The organism is Pantoea sp. XAF26B01_ASV70 (assembly GCF_054512635.1).
Window position 1 is genome coordinate 359,884 of sequence record NZ_JBTNCJ010000002.1, and the last position, 16,437, is coordinate 376,320.

16 protein-coding genes are annotated in these 16,437 nt (G+C 55.4%); 9 read left to right on the top strand and 7 right to left on the bottom strand.

The window, feature by feature from the left end:
- Genes ACX8ZY_RS21180 through ACX8ZY_RS21190 form a run of 3 tightly spaced genes read right to left on the bottom strand, consistent with a single transcriptional unit; the run spans window position 1 to window position 2,496 of the window.
- The gene (locus ACX8ZY_RS21180; protein WP_010670743.1) at window positions 1-669 is read right to left on the bottom strand and encodes a methionine ABC transporter permease; all 669 of its coding nucleotides are present in this window, start codon (window positions 667-669) and stop codon (window positions 1-3) included.
- Window positions 653-1,687 (bottom strand): methionine ABC transporter ATP-binding protein, encoded by a 1,035-nt coding sequence (locus ACX8ZY_RS21185; RefSeq protein WP_010670742.1) that lies wholly within the window; start codon window positions 1,685-1,687, stop codon window positions 653-655. Before ACX8ZY_RS21185 ends, ACX8ZY_RS21180 begins: the two co-directional genes overlap by 17 nt.
- Complete coding sequence (locus ACX8ZY_RS21190; RefSeq protein WP_459261200.1) at window positions 1,684-2,496, bottom strand: MetQ/NlpA family ABC transporter substrate-binding protein; 813 nt, start codon at window positions 2,494-2,496, stop codon at window positions 1,684-1,686. The genes ACX8ZY_RS21185 and ACX8ZY_RS21190 overlap by 4 nt, the downstream gene beginning before the upstream one ends.
- A 219-nt stretch (window positions 2,497-2,715) precedes the next feature.
- Here ACX8ZY_RS21190 and ACX8ZY_RS21195 point away from each other — a divergent pair, with 219 nt between their 5' ends.
- Together ACX8ZY_RS21195 and proP are read left to right on the top strand one after the other, a co-directional pair.
- A complete protein-coding gene (locus ACX8ZY_RS21195; protein ID WP_158132265.1) occupies window positions 2,716-3,894 on the top strand; it encodes an aminotransferase class I/II-fold pyridoxal phosphate-dependent enzyme in 1,179 nt (392 codons plus the stop codon).
- A 309-nt stretch (window positions 3,895-4,203) separates the two neighbouring features.
- Complete coding sequence (gene proP / locus ACX8ZY_RS21200) at window positions 4,204-5,670, top strand: glycine betaine/L-proline transporter ProP (RefSeq protein ID WP_010670739.1); 1,467 nt, start codon at window positions 4,204-4,206, stop codon at window positions 5,668-5,670.
- Window positions 5,671-5,723: 53 nt separating this feature from the next.
- On the opposite strand, the gene ACX8ZY_RS21205 is transcribed toward proP, so the two are convergent.
- Complete coding sequence (locus ACX8ZY_RS21205; RefSeq protein WP_010247406.1) at window positions 5,724-6,311, bottom strand: CGNR zinc finger domain-containing protein; 588 nt, start codon at window positions 6,309-6,311, stop codon at window positions 5,724-5,726.
- Between the two features lie 176 nt (window positions 6,312-6,487).
- On the opposite strand from ACX8ZY_RS21205, the gene ACX8ZY_RS21210 reads away from it, so the two are divergent.
- Complete coding sequence (locus ACX8ZY_RS21210; RefSeq protein ID WP_010247407.1) at window positions 6,488-7,354, top strand: alpha/beta fold hydrolase; 867 nt, start codon at window positions 6,488-6,490, stop codon at window positions 7,352-7,354.
- Window positions 7,355-7,406: 52 nt separating this feature from the next.
- On the opposite strand, the gene ACX8ZY_RS21215 is transcribed toward ACX8ZY_RS21210, so the two are convergent.
- A complete protein-coding gene (locus tag ACX8ZY_RS21215) occupies window positions 7,407-7,955 on the bottom strand; it encodes a YbhB/YbcL family Raf kinase inhibitor-like protein (protein WP_010247409.1) in 549 nt (182 codons plus the stop codon).
- A 257-nt stretch (window positions 7,956-8,212) separates the two neighbouring features.
- On the opposite strand from ACX8ZY_RS21215, the gene ACX8ZY_RS21220 reads away from it, so the two are divergent.
- Window positions 8,213-9,091 (top strand): LysR family transcriptional regulator, encoded by an 879-nt coding sequence (locus tag ACX8ZY_RS21220; RefSeq protein ID WP_033768559.1) that lies wholly within the window; start codon window positions 8,213-8,215, stop codon window positions 9,089-9,091.
- A gap of 5 nt (window positions 9,092-9,096) precedes the next feature.
- On the opposite strand, the gene ACX8ZY_RS21225 is transcribed toward ACX8ZY_RS21220, so the two are convergent.
- Window positions 9,097-10,734 carry a dihydroxyacetone kinase subunit DhaK gene (locus tag ACX8ZY_RS21225; protein WP_158132264.1) on the bottom strand — a complete coding sequence of 546 codons (1,638 nt, stop codon included), beginning with the start codon at window positions 10,732-10,734 and terminating at the stop codon, window positions 9,097-9,099.
- A 258-nt stretch (window positions 10,735-10,992) separates the two neighbouring features.
- Here ACX8ZY_RS21225 and fucO point away from each other — a divergent pair, with 258 nt between their 5' ends.
- The 5 genes from fucO to glsB all read left to right on the top strand — a co-directional run bounded on the left by fucO (window position 10,993) and on the right by glsB (window position 15,295).
- Entirely contained in the window at window positions 10,993-12,141 is a 1,149-nt protein-coding gene (fucO, locus tag ACX8ZY_RS21230; protein WP_122459856.1) for a lactaldehyde reductase, read from the top strand.
- Window positions 12,142-12,462: 321 nt separating this feature from the next.
- The gene (locus ACX8ZY_RS21235) at window positions 12,463-12,636 is read left to right on the top strand and encodes a GhoT/OrtT family toxin (protein ID WP_010247416.1); all 174 of its coding nucleotides are present in this window, start codon (window positions 12,463-12,465) and stop codon (window positions 12,634-12,636) included.
- Window positions 12,637-12,740: 104 nt separating this feature from the next.
- Window positions 12,741-12,911, top strand: coding sequence for a YdgH/BhsA/McbA family protein (locus ACX8ZY_RS21240; protein ID WP_010247418.1), 171 nt, complete (start codon window positions 12,741-12,743; stop codon window positions 12,909-12,911).
- Window positions 12,912-13,086: 175 nt separating this feature from the next.
- Window positions 13,087-14,286 (top strand): CynX/NimT family MFS transporter, encoded by a 1,200-nt coding sequence (locus ACX8ZY_RS21245; RefSeq protein WP_050679466.1) that lies wholly within the window; start codon window positions 13,087-13,089, stop codon window positions 14,284-14,286.
- A gap of 82 nt (window positions 14,287-14,368) precedes the next feature.
- Window positions 14,369-15,295, top strand: a complete 927-nt coding sequence (gene glsB / locus ACX8ZY_RS21250; RefSeq protein ID WP_010247422.1) for a glutaminase B — start codon at window positions 14,369-14,371, stop codon at window positions 15,293-15,295.
- A gap of 138 nt (window positions 15,296-15,433) precedes the next feature.
- Here glsB and ACX8ZY_RS21255 read toward each other — a convergent pair whose 3' ends face one another.
- Entirely contained in the window at window positions 15,434-16,351 is a 918-nt protein-coding gene (locus ACX8ZY_RS21255; protein ID WP_158132263.1) for an Rpn family recombination-promoting nuclease/putative transposase, read from the bottom strand.
- Window positions 16,352-16,437 lie beyond the last annotated feature (86 nt).

Sequence of the window (16,437 nt, forward strand, 5' to 3'; positions counted from 1 at the left end):
TCACTCGCGTCGGATACGGCGCGAGAGACGCGTACCCAGGGTTTGCAGTAGCTGGACAATGACAATCAGCACCAGCGCAGTCGAAATCGTGGCAAAGGCATCAAAGCGCTGATAGCCGTAAGTGATGGCGAGGTCGCCAATGCCGCCGCCGCCCACCGTGCCCGCCATCGCCGTCGCACCCAGCAGGCCGATAGTGGCGGTGGTCAGGGCTAACACCAGCGACGAGGCGGCTTCCGGTATCATGAAATACCAGATGGTCTGCAGCGTGGTGGCACCCATCGCATTGGCTGACTCCAGAATGCCCTCATCCACCTCCAGCAGGGCATTCTCCACCAGCCGTGAAATATAGGGCGCGATAAATATCACCAGTGGCACAATGGCCCCCGCCGTACCGATGGTGGTGTTCACCAGCAGGCGCGTCAGCGGCAGAATAGTGATCAGCAGAATAATAAACGGCAGTGAACGGATGATATTCACGATCGGGTTCAGCAACTGATGTACCAGTCGATTCGGCTGTATCCCACCCGGACGACAGATCACCAGCACAATGCCAAGCGGCAGGCCCAGCAGCGAACCAAAGCCCAGCGACAGCGCCACCATAATCAGCGTGTCCTGCATCGCCGTCAGGAACTGATCGCCGGTAACGGCGGTTTCAAAGAGTTCTGACATCACTGATTTTCACTCCGGTCGCGATGAGAAACTGGATGGCCGCCTCGCGTCTTGCGGGCTCGCCTTTGATCTGCACAATCATGAAACCCAGAATGGTACGTTGTACTTCCGTCATGCTGGCGAACAGGATATTCACTTCAACCTCATGTTCACGGATCAGGCGATTGATGATCGGCTGTTGTGCCGTGCTGCCGACAAACTCCAGCCGCAACACGTCGACAGCCGGATGCTGGCTTAACAGCGCAAGGGTCTGCTGTGGCAGACGATCGTGGATGACGGACTGCACAAAGCTGGCGCTCACCGACTGTTGCGGTTCAGCAAACAGCGACAGGACATCGCCCTGTTCAACGATACGGCCCTGCTCCATCACCGCCATCCGGTTGCAGATCTTCTGGACCACCGACATCTCATGGGTGATCAGGACAATGGTGATGCCGTAACGCTGATTAATCTCCTGTAACAGCAGCAGAATCTGTACCGTGGTCTGGGGATCCAGCGCGGAGGTCGCCTCATCACACAACAGAATCGCGGGATTGGTTGCCAGCGCGCGGGCAATTCCGACGCGCTGTTTTTGTCCGCCGGAGAGTTCATCCGGGTAGCTGTGGGCTTTGTCGCTGAGGTTAACAAACGCCAGCAGCTCCGCCACGCGGGTGGCGATAAAATCTTTATCCCGGCCCTGTAAAATCAGTGGGATGGCGACGTTGTGAAACACCGTTCGGGCATTGAGCAGATTGAAGTGCTGGAAGATCATGCCAATCTGCTTTTTGACCTGAATTAAGCGCTTTTTGCTGATCCCTTGTAACGCTTCACCCTGCACCTCAACCGAGCCGGTTGTGGGGGTCTCCAGGTGATTAATCAGGCGCAGCAGCGTACTTTTTCCGGCTCCACTGGTGCCGATGACGCCAAAGATGTCACCCTGGTTGATGCGCAGATTAATCTCCTTCAGCGCCTGCACTTCTGCACCGTTACGCGCAAATGTTTTGCTGACATGGCGAAACGCAATGGCTACCTGACTCATTTGAAATAATCTGGCAGCAGATAGCCCGCATACTGCGCATTACCGGTGATATAGCTTTTAAATTCTGCTGAGTGGTAGCCGGCAATAATGTCACGGGCAAACTGAGCCTGCTTATTTTTATCGGCTACCGTCACCACGTTAATAAACTGGCTGGTTGCCGCTTCCAGTTTCAGTGCCGAATTGAGTTTCATGCCACTGGATACCGCGAAGTTGCCCTGAATGACTCCATAGTCAACGTCGGGAAGTGCACGCACCTGCTGGGCGTTATCCATCTCTTTGAGCACGATTTTGTAGGGGTTTTCCATGATATTTTTCTGCGAAAAAGTGGCAGCATCGCTATCGGGGCTGATTTTGAGCCAGCCGATGCTCTGGAGTAACAGCGCCGCCCGATACTCATTTGAGGGCTGGTTGGGCACAGAGACCGTGCTGCCCGGCGCGGGTTGAGTCAGCGTTTTCACGCGCCCAGAGTAGAGCCCCATTGGCGGGGTCGGCACCTGCACAATCCCAACGTTATCAATGCCAAGCCGGTCATTAACCGACTTAAGATAGACGGGATGCTGCATGATATTGGCGTCAATCGTCCCGCGGTGAACGGCATCATTAACCTGAATCCCATCACTGAAATCTTTATATTCCAGGGTATACCCCTGCCTGATTAATAAGGGCGCAACGCCTTTTTCAAACTGCTCTTTATAAGGCCCTGGATTAAATCCAATCCGTATTTTCTTCTGGTCGGCTGCCTGAGCGGCAGAAATAAAAAGGCTGGCGGTGGTCAGTGCCAGAATAATTCCCCGGGATGTGATCTGCATTGTTTGCCCTGATTCATTATTGTGAGAGCGATCGATTTAATCACAGCTATCGCGGAGAGGAACAGGCAAAACCCAGCCCCGACTTTGGCTTATTTATGCTAACGATAGTCACATGCTGGATATTCGAATCCTTGCAAAGAACAGCGTTATTTCTGCTAAAGATTTTAATGTCAGCTGTGTCATCCTTCCCCGCTTAACACTGTTTATTGCGGGAGAGATATGGCGGAGTTTGCAGCTTCAGAGATGGTCGCAGGGCTCGAAGAGAACCTCTTCAGCATGCTGGAAAAGCAGGCAGCACAACTGGATGATGCGCTGTTACCGCTGATCGATCTCTCTTCCGGCAGTCCGCGTCAGCCGACGCCGCCCGCGGTAATCGCTTCATTACAGGCTGCGGCAGCGAAACCGGAGAACCATGAGTATCCCTCGTTCTGGGGCAAACCCGCGCTGCTTCGTGCTATCGCAGCCTTTTACCAGCGTCACTACGGCGTCACGCTCGATCCTGAAACTGAAGTGGCGCTGTTCCAGGGCGCGCACATTGGCGTCAATGGTTTTCCCCGCGCCCTGCTTAATCCGGGTCAGGTGTTGATCTCTACCGATCCCTGCTATCCGCTCTACCGCTCAGCGGCCCGTCAGGCAGGTGCCGATTTTTATGGCATTTCGCTGGAGGCGCGCAATGATTTCCTGCCCGATTTCACCCAGGTGCCAGACAAGATCGCGGCGCGTGCCGGTCTGCTGCTGCTCAATTATCCCCATAACCCCACCGGCGCACTGGCGACAGCCGCGCTGTTCGCCGACGCGCTGGCCTTCGCCCGCCAGCATCATGTTCCGCTGATTCATGACTTCGCCTATGCCACGCTGGGCAGTGAGTCGGGCGAACAGCCGCTGAGTCTGCTGGCACAGCCCGATGGCAAAGCCTGGGGCGTGGAAATCTACACGCTGTCAAAAAGCGCACTCATGGCAGGCTGGCGGGTGGGATTTGCGGTGGGAAACGCCTCGATGATTGCAGCATTTAAAAAACTTCATAATCATAGCTACAGCACGGTGTATGGCGCGGTGCAGGATGCCGCCATCACCGCGTTGTCGCTGCCCGCTGAACAACTCAGCTTGCTGGCAGAGCATTACCATCAGCGCCGCAGAGTGATTTTAGCCAGGCTGGCAGCAATGCACTGGCCGGTACGCGCCCGTCAGGGCACCTTTTTCCTCTGGCTGGCAGCGCCAGCTGGTTTCACCGGGGAGCAATTCGCCGCCCTGCTACTGGCCCGGTGTCATCTGCTGGTGGCACCGGGTAACGGGTTTGGCGCAGCGGGTCGTGATTATATTCGCATCAGCCTGACAACCGGGACGGAGCAATTACTGCAGGCGCTGGATCGCATCGACGAACTGAAACTGTTTAAGTAGCGCATCAGCACCGGGAAAACCAGTTCCAGATATAACCAGAGCACCAGCCGCAAGTTATTACCAAATGTTCAGACCCGTAAGCAGGCGTGAATAAGTTCACTATGCTGGGTTTGTCAGTAAATGCAGTTATTTCGGCTGAAAACTTGCAAAAACTTACAATCGTAGTCTAGAGTTTACCGGCTGCGGTTTCTGCCGCTTCACTTAAAAATTATTCGGCTTCTTATAGCTTTCATTTCCACGGTTTCTTCTGAACATTGTTTGCGGCTGCGAAAGCTATAAGACTCCTTCATTGATGCACCTGAGGAGAATATGGACACCAGAAACTCATCGTCTGAACACCCAAAGAAACATTTCTGGAACAGGAAGCCAAAAGAGCTGACTGTTGACGACATTACCGTCATCGACAACGACATGCTGAAGCGTGCAGTTGGCGCAGCTGCGTTAGGTAATGCGATGGAATGGTTCGACTTTGGCGTATACAGCTATCTCGCCGTGATCATCGGCAAAGTCTTCTTCCCGGATGCCAACAACGCGGTGCAGCTAATCGCCACCTTTGGTACGTTTGCCGCGGCCTTCCTGGTACGTCCGATTGGCGGCCTGGTATTTGGCCCGCTGGGTGACCGCATCGGACGGCAGAAAGTGCTGGCGATGACGATGATCATGATGTCGATTGGTACGTTCTGTATCGGTCTGATCCCGGCTTACTCTTCAATAGGCATCATGGCACCGATTCTGCTGCTGGTGGCACGTCTGATCCAGGGCTTCTCAACCGGTGGTGAATATGGTGGCGCAGCGACCTTTATCGCGGAGTACTCTACCGATAAACGCCGGGGCTTTATGGGCAGCTTCCTGGAATTCGGCACCATCGGTGGTTACCTGCTGGGTGCCAGCCTGGTCACGGTGATGACCACCGTGATGTCGAATGAGGCGATGATGTCCTGGGGCTGGCGCGTGCCGTTCTTTATCGCCGCACCGCTGGGCCTGTTTGGTCTCTATGTGCGACTGAAGCTGGAAGAGACTCCGGCCTTCCAGCAGCACATGGAAAAACAGGAAGCGCTGGAGCAAAGCAAGCCGCGTCTGACGCTGATGCAGATGCTGAGCAAATACCGCGCACCGATGATGAAATGTATCGGTCTGGTGCTGCTGTTTAACGTCTCTAACTACATGCTGACCTCGTACATGCCGAGCTATCTGACCGGCGTGCTGGGTCTGCCAGAGTTAAGTGGCCTGCTGCTGGTGATGGTGGCGATGTTCGTGATGATGCCGCTGACGCTGCTGTGGGGTCGCTGGACCGACCGCATTGGTCGTCGTCCGGTGATTGCCTTTGGTGCGGTGGGTCTGATCCTGCTCGCCATCCCGAGCTTTATGCTGATCGGGTCCGGTAATATGTGGGCGGTATTTGGCGGCCTGATGATTCTGGGTGTACTGCACACCTGCTTCAGCGGCACTATGCCTTCGACGCTGCCTGCGCTGTTTACTACCGATATCCGTTACAGTGCGCTGGCCATCGGCTTCAACCTGTCGGTATCGCTGTTTGGGGGTACGACACCGCTGATTACCGCGTGGCTGGTGGATACCACTAAAAACAATATGATGCCAGCTTACTACATGATGGGTGCGGGCGTGATTGGCCTGCTCACCATTCTGACGGTACGTGAAACAGCCCGTCAACCGCTGACCGGTTCATCCCCTGCGGTAGCGACCAAAGCGGAAGCGCATCGCCTGATCGACAAGCTGCGCAAGCGGCACAAGCCATCAGCGACCACCGCGAAATAACTGTTCTGACACCCTGCTCTGCAGGGTGTTTTTTTATCTGCAATCCGATCTGTTTACCCAGCTGATTTAACTGCCCTGAAACGCGCCACTTTCGCCCGATTGCCACACAGCGCCATGCTGCACCAGCGGCGGCGATGCGCTTTGGTGCGATCGTAAAACCACAGTGTACAGGCGGGATGTTCACAGCCACGGACTCTGCTGAAATCCTCCTGCGCCAGCAACATCGCAGCCTGTTCCGCAACCTGTCCCAGCCGCTGCATCACACTCTGGCCCGCATAGACCCGCCTGATTTTTAAGGCACCCGGCTCCCCGGTCATTTGCAGATGGCTGGTCGCTTCACCCAGCCAGGCGTTCAGCGCCTGAATATCAACGCCCTCTCCCGCTTTGTGCTGCTGCACGTTATCACGAATGATCTGACGTAAGTGACGCGCTGCTTCCAACAGTGCACCCGGTTCATGCTGCGGAGCCGGGGCATCTGGTGCCAGTCCTGCCTGGTGTAGCCAGGCTTCAACATCCTGATCGGTTTGCCAGAAGTCGTGCGGCTGGCCTTCCACGATGGCCAGGGTATTGATGAAATCCAGCGCCGGATGATCGGCCAGAAACCACGGTCCCTGGGCGGTGTGTGATTGCGTTTCCGCCATGATATTGCCTCCCTTGTTAACTCTGCTGATGCCACTGTAACCGACAAAGTACTATTTGAATAGTTACACCGCACCTTTTGTAACCATTATAAATTGATTTGACAGGTTACATTCTGGCTGCATAATGACTCTTAGTAACCCCATAAACATCATTTAACCAGTTACAGGAGTTCAGCATGCGTGATCAATCCATTTCGTATCGTTACCAGCAGGCCGATGGCGTCAATATTTTCTATCGCGAAGCAGGCGATCCTTCCCTGCCGGTACTGCTGCTGTTGCATGGCTTTCCCACCTCTTCACATCAGTTCCGCAATCTGATCCCGCTTCTGGCCGATAAATTTCATCTCATCGCACCCGATATGCCAGGCTTTGGCTTCACTGAAGTGCCTGCTGAGCGCAACTATTCCTGGACCTTCGACGCGCTTGGCCAGACGCTGACCGCCTTTGTCGATGCACTGGGGCTGGAACGTTATGCGATGTATGTTTTCGACTATGGCGCACCTGCCGGTCTGCGACTGGCGCTGGCTTACCCCGATCGCGTCAGCGGACTGATATCACAAAATGGTAACGCCTATCTGGAGGGATTAGGAGAGGCCTGGGCGCCGGTCCGCGCCTACTGGGACGATCCCAGCGAAGCAAATGGTCAGGTGATCCGTGACGCCATCCTGACGCTGGAAGGGGTGAAGTGGCAGTATCTGCATGGCGTGAGCGATCCGCAGCAGATCGCCCCGGAAACCTATACCCTGGATACTCTGCTGATGGAGCGCCCCGGTAACAAAGATATTCAGCAGGCCCTGTTTCTCAATTACGCCAGTAATCTGAAACGTTATCCGGAATTCCAGGCGTTCTTTCGCCAGCAGCAGGTGCCAACGCTGGTGATCTGGGGCAAGCACGATCCGTTCTTTATTCCACCGGGCGCAGTGGCCTGGCAGCGGGATAATCCGCAGGCGGTGGTCGAGATGCTGGATAGCGGCCACTTCGCGCTGGAGACGCACACCCATCACATTGCGTCGCGCATCCGCGAGATGTTCAGTGGCGACTGATCCGCTGCGCGCAGAGGCAGGCTATTCAGCGCTGCCTCTGCAAACGTGCAGGTCATTCATTGCTAAAGCGGCCAACGGTGCTGGCCGCGCCCAGCGCATGGCCTTTTAGCTGTGCCACCAGCTCTGCCTGGGTTAACCCCGCTTTCAACTGACCCACCGGCAAATCGGTGGCGATCAGCACAAAGTTATAGTGATGCAGCCCACTGCCTGCAGGCGGGCAAGGGCCATAATAGTGCAGCGTCCCTGGGGTATTTTTTCCGCCGGTGTAGTCCTTGCCCTTTGTCAGAGCACCCTGCGCAAATGACGAGCGGCTGGCGGGAATGTTATAGGCCACCATGTGGGTAACGCCGAGCCCTTTGGCCCCGACCGGATCGGTCATCAGAAGAGCCAGACTGCGGGTGCCCGCCGGAATCGCAGACCAGTTCAATTCGGGAGAGATATTCTCACCGGTACAGGAAGGATTACTTTTATTGGCACCGGCAAACTTTTTATCCAGTAGCGCATTATCGCTGAAGTCTTGTGATTGCAGCGTAAATACCGACGCCGCCAGCGTGGTCATTGGCAAAACGGCCAGCACCGTCGCGCAGAGTAATTTTTTCACCAGCCACTCCTTATCAGATTACTCAAGAGATTATATTCCGTATGGATTGCGTCACTGCCTGATTACTATAACGGCTTTAACGCGATTGACCCGACTGACCGCCTGTTCAGGGGTAAGGAAACGGCAAATCTATGATCTCCGTCGCGCTGGCTGAGAGAGCTGACGCATTGCCCTGTGACGCATTACCCGATATAAGTTAACGCGTCTGGCTGAAGTTACGCCTGAATCATCGTCACTGTCATCGATAAGTGGACACTATGCAGATTGAAGATCTCCGGATTTACGTTGCCGTAATGCATGCTGGCAACTTTACTGCAGCAGCTGAGCATCTGATGCTATCGAAACAGTATGTCAGCCGCCGTATGGCTGCGCTGGAGGCATCATTAGGGGTACGACTGTTGATCCGTAACACCCGTAAGCTGTCTGTAACGGATGCAGGTTTACTGTTCGCGCAACATGCTCAGCGCATTCTGGATGAGATTCAGGAAGCGCAACTGGCAGTGTCAGAGCAGCAGCAGGCGCTGCGCGGCACCTTCCGAATCAATCTGCCGATGTCCTTTGGCATGAGCCACCTCTCCCCCCTGATTGCCGAATTTCTGAGCCACCATCCGTCATTGCAGTTTCATATTGAGCTGGCTGACCGCTATGCCGATGTGATTGGCGAAGGCGTTGATATGGCGATTCGCATCGGTACGCTGGCTGATTCCACACTGATTGCCCGTCCGCTCGGCGAGCTGAAGCGGGTTATCTGCTGCAGCCCCCGCTATCTGGAACGGGCAGGCGTGCCTCAGCAGCCAGAAGCCTTGCTGCAACATGCCTGTCTGCGCTACGGACGTGAAGGTCAGAATGGCTGGGAACTTCAGGTCAATGGTAAACCCAAGTGGCTGGCGGTTCAGGGACCGATGGTGAGTAACAATGGCGAGGTCCTGCGTGATGCCGCACTGGCAGGCTTAGGACTGGTATTGTTACCCGCCTTTATCGTTGAGACAGCCCTGCAACGCGGTGAGCTGGTGACCGTGCTGGACGACTATCTGCCGCCCGCACTCTCTCTGAATGCGGTTTACCCGCAGCACCGTCAGCGCAGCGAAGTAAACCGCCAGTTACTGGCCTTTCTCCAGGCGCGTTTAGCGTCGTGACAGGATTAAAGTTTTTTTAATGCCGCAAAGACCCTGGCGACAGCAACGGCACCCGGATCAGACACGCCGTTGAGGTTAGCACTGTTGAGATAAGATGATCGGCCCGCTTTTGCTTTCCCCATGCTGGCGGTTGCATCACTGCCCTGCTGTGCCGCATCAGCCGCCTCTGCCAGCGATTTACCCGCCACCAACGCCTCGATTGCCGGTTGCAGCGCATCAATCAGCGTGCGATCTCCTGGTTGTGCCCCGCCATACTGCTTCATCTTCTCCAGACCCTGTTGCAGGGCCGCGGGCAGCGCATCCCCTTTGGCCAGCTGCTGCGCAGCAGCGGTGAAAAAGATCGCCATCAGTACGCCGCTGGAGCCGCCCATCACGGTCGCCAGTCGCTCACCCGTCACCGCGAGCAGATCGGGCAAGGCATTTAACGGCAGCTGATTATCTGCACATTCGCGCTGGATCTGGCGTGCGCCAGCAGCAAAGGTCGAACCGGTATCGCCATCACCGACCTGCGCATCCAGTTTGTTCAGCTCGCTTTCGCTGGCGATCAGGGTTTCACAGATGCTGTTAACAAACGCAGCGACGGTCGGGTTATCTGAGGGTTGCGCCGGATGCGCTGTTGCCTCTTTTGTCGCGTTTACCGGCTGCAGCGGTGCGACTTTAACCGCCTGAACCCAGCCGGTGACCTCAACCGGCGCGCAGATCGCCTCTTCGAACAACGGCGTCAGCGTCATGGAGGTGACGGAAAAGCCCTTCATGTCCAGCGCGGTCATCAACGGAGCCGGGCCAATCAGATAATCACTGCCCAGGCTTAGCGGCGACTCAATCAAATCCCGCGTAACCAGACTCATCTCCAGCGCGGACATGCCGCCAAGATTATTGATTAACAGCGCGCGTGGCTGATCGTTGTCCGGCATCACTTTCTCCAGCAGATGCTGCACAATCTGCTGACTGTTTTGCGTCTGCATGACGTCAACACCCGGTTCGCCGTGAATCCCCAGCCCCATTTCAACGCTGCCGTCTGGCACCCGCTGGCCGGTCTGTTCATCCGGCAGATGGCAGCTTGAGAGCGCAACGCCCATGGTGGCGATAGCACGACTGGCTGCCTCTGCTGCCTCGGTCACCGCCGTCAGGTCATCACCCCGCTCTGCGACGAAGCCCGCCACTTTATGCACCAGCAACGTGCCCGCGACGCCGCGTGGCTGAGGGTTATCGGGCAACGCAACATCATCACCGACAATCACCATATTGACGCCGAATCCCGCTTTGCGCGCTTTTTCTGCCGCCAGACCGAAGTTGAGGCGATCTCCGGTGTAGTTTTTCACAATCAGCAGACATCCCGCCTCACCGGTAATATTGATGATGGCGTTGTAAACCGCGTCAACGCTGGGGGAAGCAAAAACATCGCCACAGACGGCAGCCGTCAGCATCCCTTTGCCGATAAAGCCGACATGGGCCGGTTCATGGCCTGAACCACCACCGGAAATCAGCGCGACCTGCTGTTTTTGCCAGTCATTACGCATCACGATGCGAATGCGCGGATCGACCTGCAACCGGACCAGATTGCGCCACGGGCTGGCGTAAATCATGCCATCTAACGCGCTGTCGACGAGATCATCCTTTTTATTCATTACGAATCGGGTCATGTCTTCTTTCCTCATAGGCATGCGGGTTTGCTGATGACCCAGTGTTACATACCACTGACGACAGTGAGAAATCCATCAACAGGTCTGTAGTCTGATTTCAGACATACCGCACGAAAACCAGCGGGCACAGGCGCAGTGATTTTTACTAATTGATTGATTTTTATCAAATATCTTTACCTGAAAGTGAGAGGTTCTGCGCAGAACATGAACCGGGGATCACGGATGGTAAAAATTCATTTGTTAACAGAGGATGTTTTAATGACCCAACGTATGATTCTCAATGAAACCGCCTGGTTTGGTGCTGGTGCATTGCGCCATTTGCCGGAAGAGGTACAACGTCGCGGGATGCGAAAAGCATTGATCGTCACTGACAAAGCGCTGGTCGCGGCGGGTGCGCTGAAGCGGGTGACCGATCTGCTGGCGCAACATCAGCTTGACTGGGCGGTGTATGATGAGGTGGTGCCGAATCCTACCATTCGGGTTGTGCAGCAGGGTGTTGCGGTGTTCAGAGAGTCAGGTGCCGACTACCTGATCGCCATTGGCGGCGGCTCACCACAGGATACCAGCAAGGCGATCGGCATTATTATTAATAACCCTGAGTTTGAAGATGTCCGCAGCCTGGAAGGCGTCAGCCCCACCCGTCATCCATGCGTGCCGATCATCGCTATCCCGACCACGGCAGGCACCGCCGCAGAAGTGACGATTAATTACGTCATTACCGATGAAGAGAATCGCCGTAAGTTTGTCTGTGTCGATCCCCATGACATTCCGAAAGTGGCGATCATTGATGCGGAGATGATGGCGAGCATGCCCGCGTCGCTGAAGGCTGCGACCGGTATTGATGCCCTAACCCATGCCATTGAAGGCTACATCACACACGGTGCCTGGACCCTGACCGATATGCTGCACCTCAAAGCCATTGAGATTATCAGCCAGTCACTGCGCGAATCGGTGGCAGGAAATATTGAGGCGGTTGAGCAGATGGCGCTGGGACAATATGTGGCCGGTATGGGTTTCTCTAATGTCGGCCTTGGTCTGGTGCATGGCATGGCACACCCGCTGGGCGCCTTTTACAATGTCCCGCACGGCGTAGCCAATGCCATTTTGCTGCCGCAGGTGATGGCGTGGAATGCCTCAGGCACTGGCGAAAAATATCGCGACATTGCCCGTGCAATGGGTGTGAAACAGGTTGAGTCATTGTCGCTTGATCAGGCGCGGGAAGCGGCGGTCGCCGCGGTGCGTCAGCTCTGTCGCGATGTGGGTATTCCCCGCTCGCTGCGTGAAGTGGGTTTAAAAGAGGCGGATATCCCTGCACTGGCACAGGCCGCGCTGGATGATGTCTGCACCGGCGGCAACCCACGTACGCCGGACCTGGAGGACGTGATGGCGTTATACCGCCAGAGTTAAAGCGCCTATCCTGTAGTGATGCACTGCCGATAACAGGCCCGTCCTCGCTGGCGGGCTTTTTTTACGTCATGGCAACGCTTAATCCGGGAGCCTTCGCCAGAGGTTGTTCAGTCTGACTTACGGCATCAGCCAAGGTTTTAGCCGCGTTTATCCTGCCTGGTTTCAGCCTGAAATCGCCCGCTGTTACGATGAAGTTCAGCGAGCGAACCAACTGCCCTTACCCATGATTTCTTTAGATGCTAAACCCTGATTCACTTGATCTGGATCACAAAAATCCGCATCATGCGCAGCGAAAACCTTAATGACGCTGCGGAGATATCAATGACACTGTACCAGGGTATGCTAATTTTCTATGCCGTTGTTGCATTGATCGCTACGCTGATCACGTTCTTCATCGCCAAAGATAAGCTGAGCATCAAACTGCTGAGCGCCTTTCTGGTGGGGGCCACCTGGCCGATGAGTTTTCCTGTCGCGCTGATGTTTGCTCTGTTTTAATTGACATTATCCCCTTAGATACCACACTCAGGTAAGACGTCCCTGACCTGCAAACCGCCGATCACCGACGTGGCCTTGTTCATGACGGTTAATAAGGAGCGGATATGCGCGTTATCAGTGTGATGATTCTGGTTTCTCTTCTCAGTGCCTGTAGTGCCCCATGGCATGCTGAAAAACCGGTTCCGGCGGCCGAAACCCGCCAGCAGACCTGCCAGCCAGGCTCCAATCCCAGCCAGAACGACTGCGGTCATTTCCCTGAACCTGAATTCCATTGATCCTGTCACAAGGCGATCGCTGCTGTGAGATCTCAATTACGCTATTTCATCGCATAACAAGGCTTTACACGCTGCTAACCGGTCAGTAAAGTAGCGCCCAGACATCAATTCTGATGCGTAAGCGTTAACGTCAACCAACGCCCCCGCAGCACTGCTGCATGTGATGATCCCTGCCATGATGCCTGTACAACACCCAGCTAAACCTCTCGCTGCGTATTCCAGCGCCACATTTTTTTTGTTCGTCCTGCTGCTGACCGCGGCTAATCTTCGTGCGCCCATTACTGTCATCGGCCCGGTACTACAGGATATCCGCCAGACCTTTGGCCTGAGTGTCGGTGAAGCAGGTCTGTTTAACTTTATTCCACTGATGCTGTTTGCCCTGCTCGCCCCACTGGCCGCCTGGCTGGGAAATCGCGTCGGGCTTGAGCGCAGTTTATGGGGCGCGCTATGCCTGATCACTGCCGGTTCGCTGTTGCGCTGGCTGCCTGCTGAAGCGGCGTTGTGGAGCGGAACGCTGTTACTCAGCGCAGGCATTGCCGCCGCCAACGTGCTGCTGCCGCCACTGATTAAACGCGATTTCACCGCCCACACCGCTAAATATATTGGCCTTTATGCCGCCACCATGTCGATTACTGCCAGCCTGGCATCTGGCATTGCCGTTCCGCTGAGCCAGCTTTCAGCGGCAGGCTGGCGACTCTCGCTGGTTGTCTGGGCGCTACCGGGACTGATTGCGCTACTCGTCTGGCTGCCGCTGTTACGTCAACGGCGTTCAACCGTAGCGCCCGCAGATGCGCCCGTTGCATATCGCCATCCGTGGCGAACGGCAGGCGGCTGGCAAATTGCACTGTTTATGGCGCTGCAATCGCTGGCGTTTTATACCCTGATTGACTGGTTTACGCTGTTTGCCCAGGATAACGGCTTCAGTCAGGCCCACGCAGGCTGGCTGCTGTTCTGGTATCAGGCAATTGCGATCGTCGCTAACCTGGGCTGCATGGTGGCGCTGAAGCGGGTAAAAGATGCCCGGCTTACCGCGTTTATTGCTTCATCAGGCATTTTCCTCGGCATGCTGGGCCTATTGCTCAATCCGCAGTGGGCCGTCATCTGGCTGACACTGGCCGGACTGGGCGCAGGCGCATCACTGGTGCTCTGCCTCTCACTGTTTAATCTGCGAGCCACTCATCACCGTCAGGCTTCACAGCTGTCGGGCATGGCACAGTGTGTCGGATATGCGCTGGCGGCACTCGGCCCTTTGTTCTTTGGCGTGCTCCATGAGCAGAGCGGTAACTGGACGCTGCCCTTCAGCGTGCTGGCAATGCTGAGCCTGTTACAGATGCTGCTGGCTCCGCTGGCAGCGCAGTCAAAACCCATTAGCTGAAAATGCGGCGGAGCCGTTAACAATAAATGACTCGCGGATCGCGGATGCCTGGCATCACCGGTCGGCGGGAATCGACGGGAGAATGTGCGTGTCTGAACTGAATAATGCTCTGCTGCAGGAGATCCTGGATCAGGTGCGTCCGCTGATCCATCAGGGAAAGGTGGCTGACTATATCCCTGCGCTGGCGGATGTGGCTGCCGATCATCTGGCAATAGCGGTTTGCCTGCGTGATGGCACCCTCTTTCAGGCGGGCGATGCTGAGACGCGCTTTTCGATTCAGTCGATCTCCAAGGCGCTTTCTCTGACCGTAGCACTGACACGCTATGAGGACAGCGAAATATGGCAGCGGGTCGGCAAAGAGCCTTCTGGCCAGCCATTTAATTCATTGGTTCAGCTGGAGCTGGAACAGGGCAAGCCGCGTAATCCGTTTATTAATGCCGGTGCGCTGGTGATTTGCGATCTGCTGGAAACCCGACTGACCGCCCCGCGTCAGCGAATGCTGGAAATTGTGCGCCAGCTGAGTCAGCAGTCCGATATCAATTATGATCGCCACGTTGCCCGCTCTGAGTTCGAACATTCGGCCCGCAATGCAGCGATCGCCTGGCTGATGAAGTCGTTTGGAAATTTCGATAACGATGTCACCAGCGTGATGCAGACCTATTTCCACTACTGTTCGCTGTCGATGAACTGCGTTGAGCTGGCCCGCACGTTTATCTATCTGGCGAATCAGGGCAAAACGCTGGATGGCAGCCAGATGATTACTCCACGTCAGGCGCGGCAGATTAACGCACTGATGATCACCAGCGGGATGTATGACGGCGCAGGCGAATTCGCGTGGCGGGTCGGGATGCCCGCAAAATCGGGCGTGGGTGGCGGGATTATTGCCATCATCCCAGGTGAGATGAGTATTGCCGTCTGGTCGCCTGGGCTGGATAGCGCGGGCAATTCTCTGGCTGGTACCGCAGTGCTGGAATTGCTGACCGAGAAGCTGGGGCGATCGATTTTCTGAGTCTGAGCGCGCAAGTCACAGGCTCGCTGTGCTGAAATGCGGCGGGATTTCCATGATTTCGGGAAGCTGATTTTGCATTTTCCGTGTAGTCCGCTGGCGATTTGAGTCGTCAGCGATAATCAGAACTCAAAAAACTAATTAGTGCGAAATCTGCGCCAGATCGTCTTCATTCAGACCAGTCATCTGCATAACGGTATTGCGATCCATGCCACTCTCTAGCATGGTTCGGGCAATTCTGAGGCTTGCTCCACGACTACCCTCTGTCCGTCCCTGTTCAATACCTTTTTCAAGCCCTATCTGCTCAAGCTGTTGTGCGATAGTCATAAGTGCGTTCTCGTGTTGGGGCACACGCTGTGCCAGTTCCCGTACAAAGGCTTTGGCGTCCGATGTTTCACCCGCCTGTACAATGTAGTGTACCAGCGTTATCACCTGTGATGAAGAGTGATAGCCAGCCTGCAAAATGATTACCAGCCTGTCCATCATTTCTGCCAGATCACGCTGCCGGATATGCTTCTGCAACAGGGTCAGAGCTGCCATGCTGCGATGTTGCATGATCTCATCGTCAGGAATCACCGTGACATCGACCAGCGGAAAACTGCGGCTGTAAAGCCTGTCTGCCAGCGCCGGGTCGTCGAACTCATCCAGCCACCGGGTCGAATAGGGATAGGGAGTGCGTCTGCCAGTGTAAAACAGGACGGGAATCACCAGCGGCAACCGCTTATGCCCTGCTTCAAGATGGCGTTGCATGGCAGCCACTGCATAACGCATCAGCCGAAATGCCATATGTTTGTCTGGCACAGACTGATGCTCAATGAGTACATGGATATATCCATCGCCAGCGGTTGTTTTAAGACTGTAAAGCACGTCGCTGAAGTACTGCCGGAGGTCATCCTCGACAAACGACCCCGACTCCAGTTTCAGCGTGCTGAGATCACAGCATATGCGCAGCTCTGGCGGCAAATGCAGCTCCATGAAATCCCGGGCAATATCCGGCTGAGTCAGAAATAGCCGGAATGTGGCATCATGAGGCACAGGCGTGCTGTTCTTCTTTTTCACTGGCCAGAATCCTTTCTGTTCCTGAAGCGCTTACATCGGCTGATTCAGCCAGTAAAAGGCGCTAATTCCTGTAGCGCACGAACGTT